Origin of the sequence: Legionella parisiensis (assembly GCF_001467945.1) — a bacterium.
GTDB classification, from domain to species: domain Bacteria; phylum Pseudomonadota; class Gammaproteobacteria; order Legionellales; family Legionellaceae; genus Legionella; species Legionella parisiensis.
In genome coordinates, this window is sequence record NZ_LNYQ01000004.1 from 15,700 (window position 1) to 34,092 (window position 18,393).

Consider the following 18,393-nt stretch of genomic DNA (forward strand, 5'->3'; position numbering starts at 1 on the left):
AGCACTTAGACTTTATAAACCTAAATTGTCTTGTTTAAATATTCGGTCAGCGCGGTAACTGGAACGAACTAAAGGACCCGAGGCAACCTCAAAAAAACCTTTCTTTAATCCTATCTGCCTTAATTCAGCAAAAGTTTCAGGAGTCACATAACGTTCAATGGGTGAATGGTTCTTTGTCGGTTGTAAGTATTGCCCCAGAGTAAGAATATCTACTTTATGTCGACGTAAATCATCCATTGTTTGAATAACCTCTTCATCTGTTTCGCCTAAACCCAACATCAAACTGGTTTTAGTAAGTACATCGGGTCTATAACGTTTTGCAAATGCGAGGACGTTTAATGTTTGTGTATAGCCTGCCCTATTATCACGTACCGGATGAGTCAAACGCTCTACTGTCTCAACATTTTGCGCAAAGACATCAACACCACTATCCAGTAATACTGCTATATCTCGTTCTACACCTTGAAAATCAGGTGTTAGTGCTTCCACTTTGGTTTTAGGGGAACGTTGTTTAATCGCACGGATAGTTTGTGCATAATGATTTGCGCCACCATCAAATAAATCATCTCTGTTTACCGAGGTTAACACGACGTAGTCTAGATTCATTAGCGCTACTGTATTGGCTGTATTTTCGGGTTCTTGCTGATCCAACCAGCCATGGGGATTTCCAGTATCTACCGCACAAAAACGACATGCACGTGTACATACTGCACCCATTAACATAATTGTTGCAGTACCGTGTGACCAACATTCAGAAATATTAGGGCATTTTGCTTCTTCACAGACGGTAGCCAAACGGTGCTTTTGTACTTGTTCTTTTACTTGGTGGTACTCGGGGGTAGTATGATTTATCACCCGTAACCATTTAGGCTTAGGTAAACGCTCATAAGCTTGCCCAGTTGGTTTTACTCCATCTTTAATTGCTGTTACACCATGAGATGTTTTATATTTTTTTCCGCTCTCTACAACAACAGGAATATTAATGGGCTTGCTCATGTTATCACCTAAAAAACAAAGGTTCGTGTTCAGCTCCTGTCAGCAAATAGTCGTATTTAGCGCATCTTGCAAGAAAATGTTCTTATACACTTCTCACAAACTACGCTCAAACTCAACCATTCGTGTACCTATTAACAGCGGTAACCTGAACTCTTACAAACAAAAAAAGATGATAATCCCAAATCATCAAAATAATATCAAGTCAAATTTAAAAAACAGCCAAGAACCATCAAGATAGATAAAAGCATTAGCGATATTCCAAAGTGAGATAGTAGGAATGGATAGACGATTAAAATGACAGCAATAGTGAGTAGGAACAATAAACCAATAGTGGCTAATTTTGTTCGCCATGCGGCAAAACGCTCCAACTTAAGCAAAGCAAAATAAACAAGCAAAATCAAAAGCAAAGGCAGTATATACACTCCCTGGTAAAGCAGTTGATACAAATTTTCTTGCTGTCTGGATAAATTCTGATCATTTAGCCATTGTTCAAAAATTGTAGACCAATTCATCACGCAGGTTTGTTGATAAATTGTAGTGATCAATCCTAATAAAAATGCCAATGAAAAATACAAAACCATAGGAGGCTGTTTTTTATAATATTGCATCACAAAATAAATAGTCATTAAACCGAGTAATACAGCCGGTATACGCATCCAAGGTAACAACTCAAAAAAGGTGCTGGTGTAAGCCTGTTGAAAATAATGCACCATCCCTACAGAAAGAATAAATAAAAGGCTGGCAATAAGTTGTTTTTTCTTCTGCGTTTCGATTAAAAGAAAAGCAAGGAATCCCGCAAAACAAAAGAACGCGCAAGGACTAAAGGAGTCCATAAATGCTATAGTGGTTGTAAAATGCAACTTCGAAGGTTTTTCTACCAATCCAGTAATAAATTGATTCGCATTGGCTAAATGGCGCAAAGCGTTCACTGTTTCTTGAGTTAATTTCCCTTTATTTTCAATTTGTTTCTTACAATAATTAATTGCTTGCAATAAATCCTTTCCAGTGGTTTCTGCTGAAGTAAATCCAACCCAACGCGAATTACAAATATAAATTGATGGAACCGCAAAATCATCCATTTGCTGAGCACTCAATAGTTGATAAAAACGACTCAATGCGTCTTTGTCCTGATTAATATAATACCGTTGAACATTGATATCAGGATTTTTTGCTTCTAACTCTTGAAAAAATACATCAGCTTTTTGACAATGAGGGCAAGTAGACGACAGAAACATATCTATGTTGAGAACCACTTTGTTATCTGTATTGGAATACCATGTGGGCGATAATTCAGCTGCCCAGGCAGGAGCATGGACTATTAAAAAAATTAGAAGCAATCTGATGACTGTTTTCATATAAATTATAAGTGCATTAAAAAAGATACTATATCATCCCCTAAAGCTCTGTTAATAGGTATGAATGTAATTTTCTAATTGCTCTATAACACGTGATTTGTCTTCCAATATGTGATAAAGCAAATCACCTATGGATAAAATGGCCACGAACTCATTATTTTCATCACGAATTAATACATGTCTTCTTTTGGTTGCTGTCATTGCTTGCATTGCTTTTTCTACAACATCATTCGGACTGAGAATAGTAATATCCTTATACACCACATCTGAAACCTTTCCTGTTTCCAGATTAATGCACTTATGTAAGCAAGAGCGCACAATATCCCGTTCACTGACTATGCCGATTAACTGATTGTCATTATCTACTACAACTAATGCGCCTACATCATGTTCCGTCATCATATCAATACTTTTTCTCACAGAATCATCTGGATGGATGTAAATAATTTTTCGTTTAGGCCTTGGCAAGGCATTATGAATTAGGTCAGCCATTTTTATTCTCCAATTGAATATATACTTAACCTCCTTTATAAATATAGTACAAATGGAGAATATTAAAGCCTATTGTCGGATAATTATATGATTTTCTACAGAGCGCACACCAGGTACCTGACGCGCTATTTGTTCTGCAGTATCACTCAGCCGAATTTTTTTGACATATCCTGAAAGAATCACAACATCCTGTCTTGTTTGAACATGTACTTGCGACACAGCAAGATCATCATGACGCATTAGAGCCTCTTGCACTGTTTGCGCTAAATTCGCACTCGGAGTAACCAAAGGCGTAAAAGAGCTAAATAAACCTGAACTGGTTTTATTCGACTGACAACCAACTAATAAAAATAGAAAAAAAACAACAAGAGTATTAAGTAAGTACTTTTGCATAAAGATCTCCGATATAAATTCCAACAATCCTGCCATCTTCTTCGTGTAGTTGTTCCTATTATTTTTCATTCTACGTTCTAAGAAAGGCTAGAAACTACAGCTAAAATGGTAAGTTCATAGCCTCGGGAGACGGCCGTATGGCAAATCCAACCGCTTTATCAAACGTCCACAAGGTCTGAGTTATTACCTAAAATGAGCTAAGCCCAAAGGGCATAGTATGTACTTTAACTGATTAATATACAAATAAATATCCAAGAGACTATACTATTTGATAATAATAACTGTGATAAGACTGAAACCATGAAAAAAATGGCCAAAGTTGTTCTAATAGAAAAAAAACCATCACAAAAAATAAAAGCTACAAGGGGACAAGCAGATCCAAACCATAAAGAAAATAATCCGCCTGCTCCGTATGATCTTTTCAATTTAATTGATAAATATTACCAAGCCAACTTGGGAAAATTTACCGCAAGTATTAGTCCAGCCTCAGTAGCAACTTCATTTTTTTCATGGGGAGCACAACTATTACAAGCTCCAGGTACATTTTTGAAATTAAATGCTCATCCCTTACTGCATTGTTTTGATTTCATTGAACGGCTCCTAAACCAAGAAAAACCAGGGAATGGAAAGGATGTGCGTTTTCATACGGATAAATGGACGCTCTATCCATGGCGTTTGTGGGCGGAGCACTTTTTACAACTTGAAGATTGGTATTTAAAAGCAGCAAATGAAATCCCTGGATTAAATGAACCCAATCGCCGAATTGTATCCTTCACTATAAAACAACTTCTTGATGCAATCTCACCTTCCAATTTTGTGTTGACTAATCCGGATTTATTACAGGAAACATTAAATTCGTCCGGGGAAAATCTAATCCGAGGAACACAATTGGGTTTGCAAGACCTAATTGAAAAATTGACTGGAACTCCTCCAGCAGGAGTTGAACACTTTGTCCCAGGGAAACAAGTTGCTTTAACTAAGGGAAAAGTAGTTTTTAAAAATCACTTAATTGAGCTTATTCAATATGAAGAACAAACCGAAAAAGTATATAAAGAGCCTTTACTCATTATTCCAGCCTGGATTATGAAATATTATATTCTTGATCTTCTTCCTGAAAATTCCTTGGTGAATTGGTTGGTCCAACAAGGTCATACAGTATTTATAGTTTCCTGGCTTAATCCTTCCTCAGAGGACAGAAATTTGTCAATCGATGATTACTACCGACAAGGAGCAATGGCAGCAATTGATAAAATATCATCCATAATTCCCAACACCAAAATTCACTTAATGGGATATTGCATCGGCGGGACTTTAGCTATGATTACCGCAGCAACAATGGCCAAAGATAATGACACCCGCCTGAAAAGCCTTTCTTTACTCGCAGCGCAAGGTGATTTTACCGAAGCTGGTGAGTTATTACTTTTTATTAATAGCAGCCAGGTGTCTTTTTTGGAAAACATTATGTGGGAACAAGGCTATTTGGATACAAAACTCATGGCCGGTAGTTTTCAAATGCTTCGCTCATATGATTTGATTTGGTCAAAAATGGTTCAGGACTACATGCATGGAACACAAAGAGGAATGATTGCTTTGCTTGCCTGGAATGCGGATACAACACGCATGCCTCATAAAATGCACAGCGAGTATCTTGAAAAACTATTCCTTAAAAATGAATTCTCCGAAGGCCAATTTTCAATTGAAGGAAAACGTATAGCACCTGAAAATATCAGATTACCTGCCTTTATAGTCAGTACAGAGAAAGACCATGTGAGTCCATGGAAGTCCGTGTATAAAACTCATTTGCTGATTAAACACGAAGATATAACTTTCGTTCTGACCAACGGAGGTCATAATGCGGGTATAGTTAGTGAACCAGGGCATCCAGGACGAAGTTATTTGATTCGTGAGCAAAAAAAAGAAGAAGCATATATTTCGCCACAACAGTGGTTAGAAATTGCCGAAACCAAAAAAGGATCATGGTGGTTTGCTTGGCATGATTGGCTAGTGAAACAATCAACCCTCGGTACGAATTTACCGCCTAAAATTGATAAGAATTTACCTGATGCACCAGGAAAATACGTGTTAAAAAAATAGGGGCTGTTTCTAAACCCTCGTGCAAGAGTCTAATAAAAAATGATCTTTAAATTGAGTATAAAAATATGGACAAAGACTATTACAAAATAATGGGAGTAAGCGAGGATGCCTCTGATAAAGACATTAAGATGGCATATCGAAAACTGGCTCGAAAGTACCATCCTGATATCAGTAAAGAACCCAACGCAGAAGAACACTTCAAGGAAATGGGGGAAGCTTATGAAGTTTTAAGAGATCCGATCAAACGAGCTGAATACGATAATCACCGGAAAAGTAAAACGTTTTATCAACAAGAACCCCATGCTCAACAATCTGAACACTTTTATAGTGGTCAATTTAATGAGGATTTATTTGAAACATTATTCGGGCATTCCCGTTATCGTCAGCAACCCACAGCCGGTCAAGACTATCATGGGAAAATTAATATCAGTCTGGAAGAAGCATTTACAGGTACAGTGAAAAACATCCAGGTTCCAATCGAACAAGAATCAAAAGTCAGTATGCAAACCCTGAAAGTGAAAATTCCAGCTGGCGTAAAATCGGGCCAACAAATCCGTCTTGCTGGACAAGGAGCTCCTGGAGTACACGGTGGGCCCCGCGGTGATATTTATTTAATAATAAATATTGATAAACACTCTCTTTTTGATGTAATGGATAGTGATATCTACCTCACCCTGCCTATTACTCCATGGGAAGCTGCTTTAGGTGCAACAATAATTGTCCCTACTCTGGGAGGAAAAATTGACTTAAAAATTCCACCAGGCTCTCAAGGAGGGCAGAAATTAAGGCTTAAAAATCGTGGTTTGCCTGGAGCAAAACCCGGGCACCAATATGTACTTTTGAAAATGATTACCCCGCCACCAACAACTGAAGCAGCAATAGAGCTCTACAAAAAAATGGCGCAAGTAATGCCTTTTAATCCACGTGACAAAATGGGAGTCTAAGCATGAAGCAGGACAATACTCTAATTGGCGTGCTTATTGAAGAAACAACAACAATCTCATTCAGTGAAGTATGTCAAAAATATCATATATCTAAAGAATTATTACTCGAAATGGCAGAACATGGTTTATTTTCTTGCAAAACAATGGAAGCAGGGAATATAAAATTAAATCAGAACGATTTACGTAAGATGGAGTCTGCCTTCCGCCTACATAGGGATTTGGGAATTAATCTCCCAGGTGTAGCACTTGCATTAGAATTATTGGAAAAAATAGATCAGTTAAATGAAGAACTTAATATTTTGCGTAAACATTTTTGACTTATTTTATCTCGATATATCGAACTCGCAGACTAGATTAAGCATAGAGACTCTAGTCTAGACACATCTACTTGCAAGCATCCGTTCCTCGCTTCATGTGCGAAAGCCAGCCCCCCTGCTTTCGTTCACAATCAACTGAATGCCGTGCATAAAGCGCGGCAAGCAGGTAAAAAGGTGTTCCAAAACAAATAGGGGGATATAAAATCAAAATACTAAATCCCAAAAATCAAAAACCTTACTTTCCAAGTTTTATGCGCAGAATCCAGGGGTCCTCATATATGATAATGTAAAAATTACTCAAGCAGATATTGCCACATATTGTGATATGGTAATAAAATGGTAAAAGGATACCTTTAAATTAAGCAAAAGCTATGCGCCCTGTGTTTATAATTTTGATAGTCTCCTTAGTTGTTTTACAACATAAACTATGGCTGGGCGATGGAAATTTAATTCAGTGGAATAATCTTGAAAAAAAATTAGCCGCTCACGAACAAGAAAATAATAAGTTGGCAACGCGTAATCGAGCCCTTGAAGCAGATATCAAAGAGTTAAAAAATGGTGATCAGGCTCTGGAAGAGCAAGCACGCTATGAACTCGGGATGGTCAAAGGAACTGAAGTCTATTACCAATTTATAGACTAGAAGTAGTAGAACGTGAGGTAAATAGTAGAGTCTTGGTCGGACGACAATAGTTGAACAAAATAAAACTAAATATGGCCTTTTCTAACTAGAATATTCCCTATCACGCATTCAATAATTCGAGATGTTCAGGGGGTTTCTTGTCCCAAAGACTCAGTACATACCCGCCTCCTCCGGAACCAGTAGGTTTTACAGCCAAGGCACCTTCAACAGTTAATCGATGCATATGTTGCTGCAAACTCTCGCTAACCAGTTTCCATTGATAAAAACAATCAGCAGCTTTATTGATTGCCTGCGCCAAAAAGTAAATTGAATCAGTCCCCCCTGTCTCTAAAGCATTTCGAGCTTCTTCAACCGCCATAACCATTTGCTTATCAATTTGCTCCGCCAATGCAGGATTTTCAGCCCATAAACTTTGAACCTGGTGAATACAGTGAGAAGTTATTCCAATTTGCTTGCATGAAGATAAGAAAAACTGAGGATGAACTCTTTGTTGTAATGGAATACTTGTTCCTTCTTTAAAATAAAGCCCAGCTTCCGTAGCAACACCAGCAACATCAAGCCCACTACTTTTTCCGTGAAATAAGTGTTCTAATTCCTTTGCAAAATCATTGCATTGACTAGAATCCACCATTTTCTGTGCACAGAACCAACGACTCATTGCCACACAAAGTGCTGCTGAAGCCCCCATTCCTGCCCCCACAGGGATTGTACTGTGTAAATGAAAATAACCAACTAATTGATTTAAAGAGCATCCCAGCAATTGCATACCATGCTCCAGCACACTCCAAAATAAGAGCTGCATGTCAGCGCCACTGCTTCCCGTATAATCAGCACCCAAAGAAGGCGCGTCAGCAGCATAACTTAAAGTTAATTTTTTTTCCTTAATCGGAAATACCAGAGCTGGATGGCCTCGTACTACGGAATGTTCACCTGCTAAAATCCATTTACCAAAAGTTGTGGTTTCAAAATCAAAGAACATCATAATTGCCTAATAAATAGTCACGCTTGAATTCTCGTGCTAATTCAGTTTGGTCAGAGCGATACAACAAATGTATGTTTGGTCCAGCATCCATAGTCACGATAGGACCATCATTCTTTTTATTCCAAAAACTTTCTAGATTGTGCAATAGATCAATACAGCTTTCTGTCATGTATGAAAAAGGTTGCTCACAAGTACTAAACAAGCGATGCATATCTTGAAATTCATGCCAACAGATTTGATAAGCTGAAGACCAGTTTTTGCTCATGAATGCATCTAATAGAAGCTTTAAGTTCTCCTTTGCCCTTTGGCTACGCGTTCCATAAAAGGGACTGCTTTTAACTCGTTTATGCGCTTCACTTGAAGGAACTTCTTTCTTTTTATTGCTAATCACAACCCCTTGATAGATTAACTCCTTGTAGGGTAAGTCGACCTCTTTCACTCCATTTTCATCCCATAAAGCCCAGGGAGAATAAAAAGACCTACACGATGACCCTGATCCCAAACGGCTTAACTGAGCTTGTTCTTCAACAGAAGGTATGGGTTTATCTGTTAATTCACTCAAAGCAATTACGGCACATCTTGTTAACGCAGCGAAACTTGAAGCAGAACTTGCCATCCCACTACTGTGAGGAAAATTATTACAGGACTGCACTAAAAAACCACCTTCATAGCCAAAATATGCTTTTACTCGAGCGAGATGATCAAGAAATCTTTTTTGTGCTTCTGCGGAAAGAACAAAATTTTCTATTCCGGCGGGTACAATAAGCGGTTCCCAAATATCTTTTTTTGAACTCATTTTTTCCAGCCTTACTGTGGTTTTGAGTTCGTTTAAAGTATAGGATAATGAAGGATTATCCGGACTATTTGAGCTATCATCCTTTTTTCCCATATATTTGATCAAAGCAATATTAGCTGGGGCATGGGCTAGCCAATACATAATTTCTCCTTGGGGATCCATAAGTTATTTTTAATGCGTAGCCTGGTTAAAGCAAAACCAGGGTTTCCCTGTTTATGTTTTATCCGGAGCTACGTATAAAAATATATTAATTATAATATTGTACGTAATTTTGAATTAGCCAATTGAGCTGTAGGCGTACCAGGGTAAGCTCTCACCACTTGTTGCAGGAATTTTTTGGCCTCCTGCTTGTCACCTTGTGCAGCATAAGCATAACCGACCTTTAACATGCTTGCAGCAGATTTACTTGAGGTGGGAAATTGTTGTAAAACCACATTAAAATGCTCTATAGATTTTGTAAAATCTTTTTTAACTAAATAAAGCTCACCTAGCCAATATTGTGCGTTGGCAGTGTAACCACCCGTAGGATATTTTTGAACAAACACATTCATTGCATTTAAAGCATCATCATAACGTTTGTTCTTTACTAATTCATAGGCTGCTAAATAGCTAATCTGCTCATCTGCAGGGTTTATTCTAGAAGTAGTCGCTGCGGGTACGGGAACTGCAGCAGGAGAAACCGACTTGCTTGCCTGAACATTCGGTGCAGGTACTTTAGGTGTAGTTTCCTTGGAACCAGCAGAAAGATCCAAGGTGGATTTACTTGACGAAGATTTAGCAGAAGTACTTCCACTTAAACGTGAATCTAAGTCTTTATAAAAAGCAACTTGTTGTTGCTGTAATAACTTTAAATCATGAGCTTGTACTTCTAATTGACCACGTAGCTCTTGTATTTCTTGCTGCAAGCTTTGGATTTTGTCAATCAGCTTAGCATTATCGGTAATGTTAGTGTTTGAACTACTTGCTTGATCATCTTTAGCAAGCGCAGGCTCATCATCGGTTTGAGAATTATCTATTTTGTAACTCTCGTTTCGAGCCAGATCAAACTGCCCACTTTCAATTTGTGGCTCGTCGTACTTAGGACCATAAGCAGGCGTTTCATACGCCTGCTGGCCCTCAATAATTGCAAAATTATCACTATCATCAACAACAGGTGCTTCTGACCAACAGGCCAAAGGAAGCATCAATATAAAACCTGTAGCGATAATGTGTTTTTTGCAATGTATCATCTTGTTGCCTCATAAGTAAATTCTACACGTCGATTTTGTGCATGCGACCCTTCATCATGTCCTAAATTAATTGGACGTTCTTTACCATAGCTCACAACGCGGACTTGTTGTCTGCTAACACCGGCCATACGTAAAATATCAGCTACAGTATTTGCACGGCGCTCACCAAGGGCGACGTTATATTCACGGCTACCACGCTCATCGGTATGTCCAGCTACTAACACACGCGCACCCGGATGTGTCTTTAAGTATTCTGCCTGAGCATTAATCGATGGTAAATATTTGGGAGCCAAATTACTGTCATCATAAGAGAACAAATACAGTTGATTATGAGGTGCCTTAGTTGTATAAGACTCACCAGGTTCTTGACCAGCAAAATGAGTGAACTGTCCTAGACCTTGGGCCTCAGCTTCGCTCACGCCTACTCCCCCTTCAGCACTACCTGGTGCTTTAGAACAAGCAACAACGAAAACAGCAGTCGCCACAAGCAGACCTAATTTACCAAATGATCCGGCTTTCATCCTCAATCTCCTTCGTTCTTTTTATTATTAATAAACTTCAAAATACCCATGCAGGGTTCATGGGGGCACATTGTACAATTCTTTTTATTTTTTGGCTACAGTACTATTAATCATCGCAAGTCATAAAATCAAAGATCATAAGCAGGCTGTTTATAAGTTTCCTGGTCCCTCTTCATTACCCCCCAAGCTTCATTTAATTAAGTCAGTTCGCAGGGGGATATCCTCTAGTGCTCAATGTGAGATACCACAAAATGAGACAGGTTCGCGGTAAACAGCTGGGTTGCTTTATTTGCTGCGATTACGCCCCCGTAGGGTGTATCACTAGGGCATGGGATCCGTAAATTGAAAATTTTTGAAGCCAAAACGTTATTATCGTTAACATGAGTTAAAACAGCTTTGACTGAAAACTCAAGAACACTAGGTTTTTTAAGAAAATTTTGTTGGAGAGAAAGTAACTGAGTATCTAATCGATACGTTGCACCTAAGGTATACGCATTGGAGGTAACCGCTTCAAAAAGATTTGTCCGTTGTAAGCTTTGTAAAATTAAAGGGTAAAGCATATCTGCAGGAGGATTTACCCATGCATTTTTTACAAAAGGCTCCAGTGCATAGGGTTTTTTAACATAAAGCATTTGTTCTGTTTGATACCCTGCTGCAGCATCAGGCGCAGTGACCAACAAAGTAATGGGTATTGGGTTTTTAGCCAATTGTTGTGTACTGTATGCACTTAATTGATATTGATTTTTTACAGAGACTTTAATTGGTGAGCACGCACTAAGTACAGCGGTGCTTAAAACCGCAAGCAATACAGTCAACTTTTTCATTTTATTCTCCAGGCCCAGGTTTTGGTGGCTTAGTTCCACGAATAACCACAGCAGGGTTTTGCCGCATTTCACTACTCACCTTTTCCAAATTCGCAGAAATTGTGTTCAATCGTCGTAATAAGATTACAGCAGGTGGCAGCCCTTCCTGGGAAATTTTATCTATAGCATTTTTCCCTGTACCCATAGTTTTTGACACACTATCCCCTGCTTGACTTAAACTTTCCGCCATAGCATTGAACTTAGATATTCCCACTCTTAATTCGGCAAGCATATGCGGAAAATCACGACTTGTTTTGGCAAGATTATCCATTAAAACCTTTAGATTTTTGCCATTACGTGCGAGATCCCCAGAAAGATAATCCACATTAGCTAAGATATGTCGTATGTGTTTAGCATTTTCCTCATTAAATATACGCTTTGCTTCATCACTTACAACCCCTACGTCCTCAGAAACTTTTTTTAGAATGCTATCCAATTGATTAAATACAGAAGGTTTTGAAGGAATAACAGGAAACGGTTCTCCAGGCATTTGGGGGATTGGCGTCAAATTAGAAGTACTTGCACTCAAACCAATATAAGTAACACCGGTAATCCCTTGTGAATTTAATGTGGCATAAGTACTGGTCGTAACCGGTGTTCCCTCTTCAATATTTAACAAAATTTCAACTTGTCTCGGATCATTCTGATTCAATTTTATTTCTTTTACATAACCAACTTGCACTCCGTTGTATTTCACAGGGGCATCGTTGGTCAGACCGGATGCAGCTTCATGCATGTAAACAGTGTACGTAGTATATTTTTTTTGATTAAAACCAACAGACAACCACAACATTGTAGCCACTAGCCCTACCAGCAATATAAGCACGACTACACCTACTATGGTGTAATTGGTTTTAGCTTCCAAGAATTCAGTCTCCAGTTACATTTTACTAAAATAACCTGCAATGATCTTATTTTGATTCTTCATCAAATCACCAATCGGCTCAACACTTAAAATTTTTCCGTCGCCGATAAACGCTACTCGATCAGTAGTTCGCTTTAAAGATTCTATATCATGACTCACCATAACTATAGTAAGCTTTAAAGAATCTCTTAAAAAAACAATCAGCTCATCAAAAAGCCTTGCACTCAGTGGATCTAAACCTGTAGTTGGTTCATCTAAAAACAACAACTCCGGATCCATTGCAATCGCACGCGCTGCAGCGGCTCTTCGTTGCATTCCACCACTCAATTCTGAAGGCAATTTACCTGCAGCTTCTTTGGGCAAGCCTACTAAAGTGACTTTTAGCAAAGCCAGTTCATACATAAATTCATAATCCAGATTAGTAAATTCTCGCATAGGAAACATCACATTTTCCAACACATTCATTGATGAAAATAATGCGCTATGCTGAAAAAGCATCCCCCATCGCCTACGAAGCAAAAACGATTGTTCTGCATCAAGATTACTAATATCTTGTCCAAATATTTTAATACGACCCGCAGTAGGCTTCAGTAACATCAGCAAACTACGTAATATCGTTGTTTTTCCACTCCCTGAACCGCCAATAATAGCTAAAATTTCACCCTTTTCTACAGTCAAGTTCACATCGGTATGTACCCATTGACCTCCGAGACAATTCTTTAGTCCTTTAATTTCAATAATGGGTTCGCTCATCTATAAATGCATCCGACTATAAATGACTGAATAAATGGCATCAGCAATAATAATTAGAAATAGTGCTTGCACTACACTTCGGGTAGTTTGGCTCCCAATATTTTTTTGCGTACCGGCCTCTACTCTAAACCCTTGATAACAACCAACCAGGCTTATTAACAATGCAAATGCGGGAGCTTTATAAAGACCTAAATTCAACTGCGAAATCCCAACAGAATCTCTTAATCGTTGTAAAAAATCAACAAAACTAATGCCCAACATGTTATTGGACATAATCATTGCACCTAAAATACTAAAAACATCAGACCAAAAAATCAATAAAGGAAACGCGATCAATAATCCTAGAACTTTAGGGAGGACTAATAACTCAGTGGGAGAAAGTCCCATCGTTAATAATGCATCTACCTCTTCATTTAGTTTCATACTGCCAATTTGTGCTGTAAATGCGGAGCTAGTCCGTCCAGCAACAATAATTGCCGTCATTAACGGTGCAAACTCACGAAAAATCGCCATACCTGATAAATAGGAAATAAAGCTATTGGCCCCATATGTTTGCAATTGCAAACCCATTTGATAAGCTAAAACCACACCAATTAGAAAAGAAAGCAACGCAAGAATAGGTAATGCAGTCACGCCTGTAGCGTGAATATTTGAAATGATACTGGGTAATTGAAAACGGTGCCAATTGCCAAATGCATTAAATATTTTAGTAGTCAAATCTCCTACTAAAGCAAGAAGGCCATCTACTTGACGAAGTTTGCTCTCTGATTCTTTCCCTAATTGATAAAATACATTCTCTTTAGGCGGAGAAGGTATTTGATAACCTAATACCTCTTTTTTTGATCTAATTAAATCGACAAGCTGCTGTTGTGTTTCAGTAAAATTTGTCAGTTCAACCTGATTTTTTCGTTGTTCCAGCATGCTAATGCATTTAATGAGAGCCAAGGCGCCTGCACTATCAAAATTACTAATACTTTCACCGCTAATAGTCACTTTTTGAGTTTTGGGCAGCTCATCCATCTTAAATCGAGCTAATAAATTTTCAATTTTTAAAACAGACCAGGCACCTGTACAGTGAAATCTGGCAAGTTCCTTATCATAGGTGATTTGCGCGCTGTTTTGTACCATAGTCTTTATGTATTGAAAAATAACCTCAAGAATAATATCAATATTCTAGAGAACAAAAACAATAGAACATGGTAACACAATAACAAGATATTCGGGTAGGTAAAAAATATAGTCTGAGTACAATATATACCTCAGACTACTTATTTTTGTAACCGATTAAATAGTTGCCTTTACGGAGTTAATTGCATTACTTATATCGTTGATTTTGTTTCCCCCATCGGTAGTTGCGGGTTTAAACATCGATAATTCATGCACACGGATCGAGGAGCCGACGCGAGTAAACCCGGAATTTATAAGTTCAACCAGATCGTCTAAGAATTTTTCCCACCAGCCACGGTAAGCCCGTAATGTTTTCACATCATTATTTTTATCATCACCTAGAATATTTTGGCTATTTAATTTAAAAGAATCTAAATCCCCATCCCGAATGTACTGATCAACCAGTTTCGCTATCTGATTATGAATGTTTCCGGCAGCTTTTGCAGCTTCTCGATATTTTGCCTCTCCTTCTTGATCCTTCTTCCTATGATATTCTTTAGCTTTCGTGTCATATTTTGTTTGCTTTGTATGAAGTGTTCTTAATTTTTCTTTAACTTCAGTAAGCTGAGCGTTTCTGTGTCTTCTGGCTTTCTGATCAACATACGTTTCGAGATGCTGTTTTTGCTGCTCCTCCGTTTCCTTAAGTTGCTTTTCATTCCAAGTAACATGCCTGGATTTAGGTTTTCCATCAACAGGGGTAACAAATACACCACTTTGCTTAGTTAGCGACCGAGTTAAACTCCCCCCCTCCTCCTTTTGTAGAGGTTTTTCAGTAACAGCTTTGGGTTGAGCGTCTAAATCCTGCTGGTTAACATGAGGAAGTTCATCTGAAACATGAGCTTCTGGCAATAAATCAGTAGTGTCGTTTTTTTCTCGATCATAAGCACTTAACGATGTTTCAATAGGAGTTACTGAAAAAAATTGTGCCTTTAATTTTTCCGTTAATTGCTTAATTTGTAAATCTAATCCACTAATAACTTCGGTATGATATGGGGTAAAACTAACAGTCTTAGGATTTTTTCTCTTTTTCTCCTCATATCTGCTCGAAATACTTTCAAACTGAGAAGCCGATTTACATTTCTGCAATTGCTCAATGTATATGGTTCTCATATTCGAGGCAGATTCAAAAGCTTTTTTTTCTTTAGCATCTTTTCCCATGACATCTCCTTACAAATAAAATCCAAATTAAAGTGCTCTCAATTTACACTTCATGCAAAAAAAACGCTAGAAATTTTAAGTTAAAAACAATAATTTGATTACAAAAAGAATCATTAGGTCACTAGTGAGCCATAATAAGCAAAAACATGACATGCATACATCACACATGCCATGGTTTTATCCGCACCGAGCGATTAATAAACTTATAAAAAAAGCAGATGAAAGATAGAGATTATGATGAGCATTTGCCGGATTGAATATTTATTTTCAAAAAACCTCTGCACAAAATCATATAATACCAATGATTTTCAGGTAGTTTGCTTCTCTGTTTTATGATAAAATTGCTTTTATTTTTTTCAAGAAACTAAAATCAGGTATGCAAGAAAATTACAGCCAATTTGAACAACGCAAAAATGGCATTACAAAACTTGCGTCAATGCCGGCTACTCAAAGGAGAAAGCATGCCTTTATCTTCTAACACTGATGAGCTATTCCGCGGTTTTTCCAAACTCTCTCGAGAAGAACGCTTTAAGCGATTGTTAGCTTTAGGAGCAATAACTCCTGAAGATATTTCTTTTCTTAAAAGCGGTGGCATAAAAGATATGAATTTGGCGGATAAGCTGATTGAAAATGTAATCGGTTATTTTCAGCTTCCCTTGGGTGTAGCAACTAATTTCAATATCAATGGCCAAGACTATGTGATTCCAATGGCGGTGGAAGAAACATCCATCATTGCAGCCTTATCCAAATCTGCTAAATGGATTAGACAATGCGGTGAAATAAAAACCTGGGTTCAAGGCGAATGCATTTTAGGTCAAATTCAACTGGCAAAAGTCAAAGATTTCTCTAAATTTTCTCAGATTTTTAACGAAAATCGAACCTATCTGATTAACAGAGCTAACAAAGATGTTGCCGATAACATGGTAAAACGCGGCGGCGGTGTCATGGATTTGCAATTACGCCAGCTTAAAAGAGAAGATAATCATGACATGGCCGTAATTCACTTGACTATGAATAGCTGTGATGCCATGGGAGCCAACATTATTAATCAGGTTCTTGAATACTTAAAAACACCTATAGAGCAGTTAACTGGTGAAGAAGTCACCATGTGTATTCTATCAAACCTAAATGACCAAAAATTAACAACATCTCAAGTTACCATACATACTATTGATCCTGAACTTGGCCAAAAACTGCAAGAAGCATCGCTCTTTGCCGAAATGGATCCTTATCGAGCAGCTACCCATAACAAAGGGGTAATGAATGGTATTGATCCAGTTTTAATCGCGACAGGAAATGACTGGCGTGCAGTTGAAGCAGGAGTACATGCCTATGCCGCCCGCGATGGACAGTATCAAGCAATTACACGTTGGCGCTATCACAATGGAATACTTACAGGACAACTTACCGCCCCGATTATTGTTGGAACCATAGGTGGCGTTACCTCATTGCACCCCACCGCTAAAATGTGTTTACGAATGATGAATATTTCTTCGGCGAATCAATTAGCTCAAGTCATTGCAGCAGTGGGCTTGGTTCAAAATTTGGGGGCAATTAAAGCATTATGTACTGAAGGCATTATTCAGGGACATATGAAATTACACATTGATAATCTGCTTTTGGCAGCAGGCGCCAATGAAAGCGAAATTCCCGTGCTTAAAGAGCATTTACAAAAGTGGTTGGATTTACACAAAAGAATTAGTCTTAATAATGCTCATGATTTACTGGCTAAAATTAGACAAACACCGATTGCTGTATGAAATGGTCAATACCCGCAAAAACTTTTTTACTGGGTGAATACGCTGCTGTAGCTGAGGCCTCCGCACTTCTTCTAATGACCGCCCCCTGTTTTGAGCTTACATTAACTACGCAAGACAAATTAGCTGGAATTCACCCAGAATCTCCAGCTGGACTTTGGTGGCTGCAACAAAATTCAAGGCAAGGTCTTTTGTGGCATGACCCTTATGCAGGTCGAGGAGGTTTAGGCGCCTCCAGCGCGCAATTTTTGGCAAGCTATTTAGCTGCTTGTTTCGTAAATAACACTGTAGCTGATTTAAATAATATGCTAAGCGCTTATTATATATCATCATGGCCTGGAAAAGGCTTGAAGCCTAGTGGATATGATGTAATAGCACAGTCGCAGCAAGGATGTGTGTACATTAATAAACAACAAAAAAAGTTAAAGTCTTATAGCTGGCCTTTTCAAGATTTGTCGTTTATTCTCGTCCATACCGGCATGAAACTTGCCACTCACCATCATTTACAAGACTCTACCCTTCCTGATCAGATCCAGATCGATTATTTATCTTTTTTAGTAGACGAAGCACAACAAGCATTCGAGCAGATTGATTCCAATAAACTAGTCTCAGCCATAAACAACTATCATCAAAAATTAACCGAGCTAAATTTGGTAGCGCATCACAGCTTAAAATTTATTAGTGAGTTTAAGAATTGCCCGGAAATATTGGCAATAAAGGGTTGTGGCGCTTTAGGTGCGGATGTTTTACTGCTCATTACTTCAGCAGACAGGGCGCAAATCCTGACTGATAAACTAAAAATAGCAAACTGGACAATACTGGCAACAGAAAAAAATATTTATTTTCAAACCCAATCAGCTCAGGAATTTGCTTTTTCATGAGCAATAATTTTGTATAAAAAAACATTTGTACCCTTAAAAATAACAAAAATAGTAGAAACATCATAAAAAGACTTGAAATTCTGTGCTAATCCGGTATTATTCCAGCCTCTTTAGGGCCGTTAGCTCAGGTGGTAGAGCAGGAGGCTTTTAACCTCTGTGTCATAGGTTCGAATCCTATACGGCCCACCA

Annotated in this window: 19 protein-coding genes and 1 tRNA gene; 7 read left to right on the forward strand and 13 right to left on the reverse strand. The window is 38.2% G+C overall.

The annotated features are described in order from the left end of the window. Window positions 1-12: 12 nt before the first annotated feature. The 4 genes from lipA to Lpar_RS01125 all read right to left on the reverse strand — a co-directional run bounded on the left by lipA (window position 13) and on the right by Lpar_RS01125 (window position 3,236). Window positions 13-996: a lipoyl synthase gene (lipA, locus tag Lpar_RS01110; RefSeq protein WP_058516167.1), complete on the reverse strand. Its 984-nt coding sequence runs from the start codon at window positions 994-996 to the stop codon at window positions 13-15. A 197-nt stretch (window positions 997-1,193) separates the two neighbouring features. Next, entirely contained in the window at window positions 1,194-2,351 is a 1,158-nt protein-coding gene (locus Lpar_RS01115; protein WP_058516168.1) for a glutaredoxin family protein, read from the reverse strand. Between the two features lie 51 nt (window positions 2,352-2,402). Further along, window positions 2,403-2,843, reverse strand: coding sequence for a CBS domain-containing protein (locus Lpar_RS01120; protein ID WP_058516169.1), 441 nt, complete (start codon window positions 2,841-2,843; stop codon window positions 2,403-2,405). Between the two features lie 69 nt (window positions 2,844-2,912). Continuing rightward, window positions 2,913-3,236, reverse strand: a complete 324-nt coding sequence (locus Lpar_RS01125) for a BON domain-containing protein (protein WP_058516184.1) — start codon at window positions 3,234-3,236, stop codon at window positions 2,913-2,915. Between the two features lie 300 nt (window positions 3,237-3,536). Here Lpar_RS01125 and Lpar_RS01130 point away from each other — a divergent pair, with 300 nt between their 5' ends. The 4 genes from Lpar_RS01130 to ftsB all read left to right on the forward strand — a co-directional run bounded on the left by Lpar_RS01130 (window position 3,537) and on the right by ftsB (window position 7,232). Continuing rightward, the gene (locus Lpar_RS01130; RefSeq protein ID WP_058516170.1) at window positions 3,537-5,330 is read left to right on the forward strand and encodes a PHA/PHB synthase family protein; all 1,794 of its coding nucleotides are present in this window, start codon (window positions 3,537-3,539) and stop codon (window positions 5,328-5,330) included. A gap of 65 nt (window positions 5,331-5,395) precedes the next feature. Continuing rightward, the gene (locus Lpar_RS01135) at window positions 5,396-6,274 is read left to right on the forward strand and encodes a DnaJ C-terminal domain-containing protein (RefSeq protein ID WP_058516171.1); all 879 of its coding nucleotides are present in this window, start codon (window positions 5,396-5,398) and stop codon (window positions 6,272-6,274) included. 2 nt (window positions 6,275-6,276) lie between these two features. Further along, on the forward strand, window positions 6,277-6,591 hold the full coding sequence (locus tag Lpar_RS01140; protein WP_058516172.1) for a chaperone modulator CbpM: 315 nt from the start codon (window positions 6,277-6,279) through the stop codon (window positions 6,589-6,591). 371 nt (window positions 6,592-6,962) lie between these two features. Continuing rightward, the gene (gene ftsB, locus Lpar_RS01145) at window positions 6,963-7,232 is read left to right on the forward strand and encodes a cell division protein FtsB (RefSeq protein WP_058516173.1); all 270 of its coding nucleotides are present in this window, start codon (window positions 6,963-6,965) and stop codon (window positions 7,230-7,232) included. Between the two features lie 100 nt (window positions 7,233-7,332). On the opposite strand, the gene Lpar_RS01150 is transcribed toward ftsB, so the two are convergent. The 9 genes from Lpar_RS01150 to Lpar_RS01190 form a co-directional block, all read right to left on the reverse strand. Continuing rightward, the gene (locus tag Lpar_RS01150; RefSeq protein ID WP_058516174.1) at window positions 7,333-8,211 is read right to left on the reverse strand and encodes a mevalonate kinase family protein; all 879 of its coding nucleotides are present in this window, start codon (window positions 8,209-8,211) and stop codon (window positions 7,333-7,335) included. Then, a complete protein-coding gene (locus tag Lpar_RS01155) occupies window positions 8,201-9,151 on the reverse strand; it encodes a diphosphomevalonate/mevalonate 3,5-bisphosphate decarboxylase family protein (protein ID WP_058516175.1) in 951 nt (316 codons plus the stop codon). The genes Lpar_RS01150 and Lpar_RS01155 overlap by 11 nt, the downstream gene beginning before the upstream one ends. 110 nt (window positions 9,152-9,261) lie before the next feature. Beyond that, entirely contained in the window at window positions 9,262-10,239 is a 978-nt protein-coding gene (gene ybgF, locus Lpar_RS01160; protein ID WP_058516176.1) for a tol-pal system protein YbgF, read from the reverse strand. After that, window positions 10,236-10,760: a peptidoglycan-associated lipoprotein Pal gene (gene pal, locus Lpar_RS01165; RefSeq protein WP_058516177.1), complete on the reverse strand. Its 525-nt coding sequence runs from the start codon at window positions 10,758-10,760 to the stop codon at window positions 10,236-10,238. Before pal ends, ybgF begins: the two co-directional genes overlap by 4 nt. A 224-nt stretch (window positions 10,761-10,984) precedes the next feature. Beyond that, on the reverse strand, window positions 10,985-11,584 hold the full coding sequence (locus Lpar_RS01170; protein WP_058516178.1) for an ABC-type transport auxiliary lipoprotein family protein: 600 nt from the start codon (window positions 11,582-11,584) through the stop codon (window positions 10,985-10,987). 1 nt (window position 11,585) lies between these two features. Beyond that, window positions 11,586-12,488, reverse strand: a complete 903-nt coding sequence (locus tag Lpar_RS01175) for an MlaD family protein (RefSeq protein WP_172465774.1) — start codon at window positions 12,486-12,488, stop codon at window positions 11,586-11,588. A 15-nt stretch (window positions 12,489-12,503) separates the two neighbouring features. Next, window positions 12,504-13,241, reverse strand: coding sequence for an ABC transporter ATP-binding protein (locus tag Lpar_RS01180; protein WP_058516179.1), 738 nt, complete (start codon window positions 13,239-13,241; stop codon window positions 12,504-12,506). Then, window positions 13,242-14,369 carry an MlaE family ABC transporter permease gene (locus Lpar_RS01185; protein ID WP_058516180.1) on the reverse strand — a complete coding sequence of 376 codons (1,128 nt, stop codon included), beginning with the start codon at window positions 14,367-14,369 and terminating at the stop codon, window positions 13,242-13,244. A gap of 156 nt (window positions 14,370-14,525) precedes the next feature. Further along, the gene (locus Lpar_RS01190) at window positions 14,526-15,566 is read right to left on the reverse strand and encodes a hypothetical protein (RefSeq protein ID WP_058516181.1); all 1,041 of its coding nucleotides are present in this window, start codon (window positions 15,564-15,566) and stop codon (window positions 14,526-14,528) included. Window positions 15,567-16,027: 461 nt separating this feature from the next. Between Lpar_RS01190 and Lpar_RS01195 the strand changes: the two genes are divergently transcribed. From Lpar_RS01195 to Lpar_RS01205, 3 genes are all read left to right on the forward strand, one after another. After that, a complete protein-coding gene (locus tag Lpar_RS01195) occupies window positions 16,028-17,326 on the forward strand; it encodes a hydroxymethylglutaryl-CoA reductase, degradative (RefSeq protein WP_058516182.1) in 1,299 nt (432 codons plus the stop codon). Next, on the forward strand, window positions 17,323-18,204 hold the full coding sequence (locus tag Lpar_RS01200) for a hypothetical protein (RefSeq protein WP_058516183.1): 882 nt from the start codon (window positions 17,323-17,325) through the stop codon (window positions 18,202-18,204). Before Lpar_RS01195 ends, Lpar_RS01200 begins: the two co-directional genes overlap by 4 nt. 113 nt (window positions 18,205-18,317) lie before the next feature. Then, a tRNA-Lys gene (locus Lpar_RS01205) sits at window positions 18,318-18,393 on the forward strand.

What these genes read in the sequence shown, in the direction of transcription:
- lipA (WP_058516167.1), bottom strand. Translation starts at nt 996, where the DNA reads ATGAGCAAGCCCATTAATATTCCTGTTGTTGTAGAGAGCGGAAAAAAA.
- Lpar_RS01115 (WP_058516168.1), bottom strand. Translation starts at nt 2,351, where the DNA reads ATGAAAACAGTCATCAGATTGCTTCTAATTTTTTTAATAGTCCATGCT.
- Lpar_RS01120 (WP_058516169.1), bottom strand. Translation starts at nt 2,843, where the DNA reads ATGGCTGACCTAATTCATAATGCCTTGCCAAGGCCTAAACGAAAAATT.
- Lpar_RS01125 (WP_058516184.1), bottom strand. Translation starts at nt 3,236, where the DNA reads ATGCAAAAGTACTTACTTAATACTCTTGTTGTTTTTTTTCTATTTTTA.
- Lpar_RS01130 (WP_058516170.1), top strand. Translation starts at nt 3,537, where the DNA reads ATGAAAAAAATGGCCAAAGTTGTTCTAATAGAAAAAAAACCATCACAA.
- Lpar_RS01135 (WP_058516171.1), top strand. Translation starts at nt 5,396, where the DNA reads ATGGACAAAGACTATTACAAAATAATGGGAGTAAGCGAGGATGCCTCT.
- Lpar_RS01140 (WP_058516172.1), top strand. Translation starts at nt 6,277, where the DNA reads ATGAAGCAGGACAATACTCTAATTGGCGTGCTTATTGAAGAAACAACA.
- ftsB (WP_058516173.1), top strand. Translation starts at nt 6,963, where the DNA reads ATGCGCCCTGTGTTTATAATTTTGATAGTCTCCTTAGTTGTTTTACAA.
- Lpar_RS01150 (WP_058516174.1), bottom strand. Translation starts at nt 8,211, where the DNA reads ATGTTCTTTGATTTTGAAACCACAACTTTTGGTAAATGGATTTTAGCA.
- Lpar_RS01155 (WP_058516175.1), bottom strand. Translation starts at nt 9,151, where the DNA reads ATGTATTGGCTAGCCCATGCCCCAGCTAATATTGCTTTGATCAAATAT.
- ybgF (WP_058516176.1), bottom strand. Translation starts at nt 10,239, where the DNA reads ATGATACATTGCAAAAAACACATTATCGCTACAGGTTTTATATTGATG.
- pal (WP_058516177.1), bottom strand. Translation starts at nt 10,760, where the DNA reads ATGAAAGCCGGATCATTTGGTAAATTAGGTCTGCTTGTGGCGACTGCT.
- Lpar_RS01170 (WP_058516178.1), bottom strand. Translation starts at nt 11,584, where the DNA reads ATGAAAAAGTTGACTGTATTGCTTGCGGTTTTAAGCACCGCTGTACTT.
- Lpar_RS01180 (WP_058516179.1), bottom strand. Translation starts at nt 13,241, where the DNA reads ATGAGCGAACCCATTATTGAAATTAAAGGACTAAAGAATTGTCTCGGA.
- Lpar_RS01185 (WP_058516180.1), bottom strand. Translation starts at nt 14,369, where the DNA reads ATGGTACAAAACAGCGCGCAAATCACCTATGATAAGGAACTTGCCAGA.
- Lpar_RS01190 (WP_058516181.1), bottom strand. Translation starts at nt 15,566, where the DNA reads ATGGGAAAAGATGCTAAAGAAAAAAAAGCTTTTGAATCTGCCTCGAAT.
- Lpar_RS01195 (WP_058516182.1), top strand. Translation starts at nt 16,028, where the DNA reads ATGCCTTTATCTTCTAACACTGATGAGCTATTCCGCGGTTTTTCCAAA.
- Lpar_RS01200 (WP_058516183.1), top strand. Translation starts at nt 17,323, where the DNA reads ATGAAATGGTCAATACCCGCAAAAACTTTTTTACTGGGTGAATACGCT.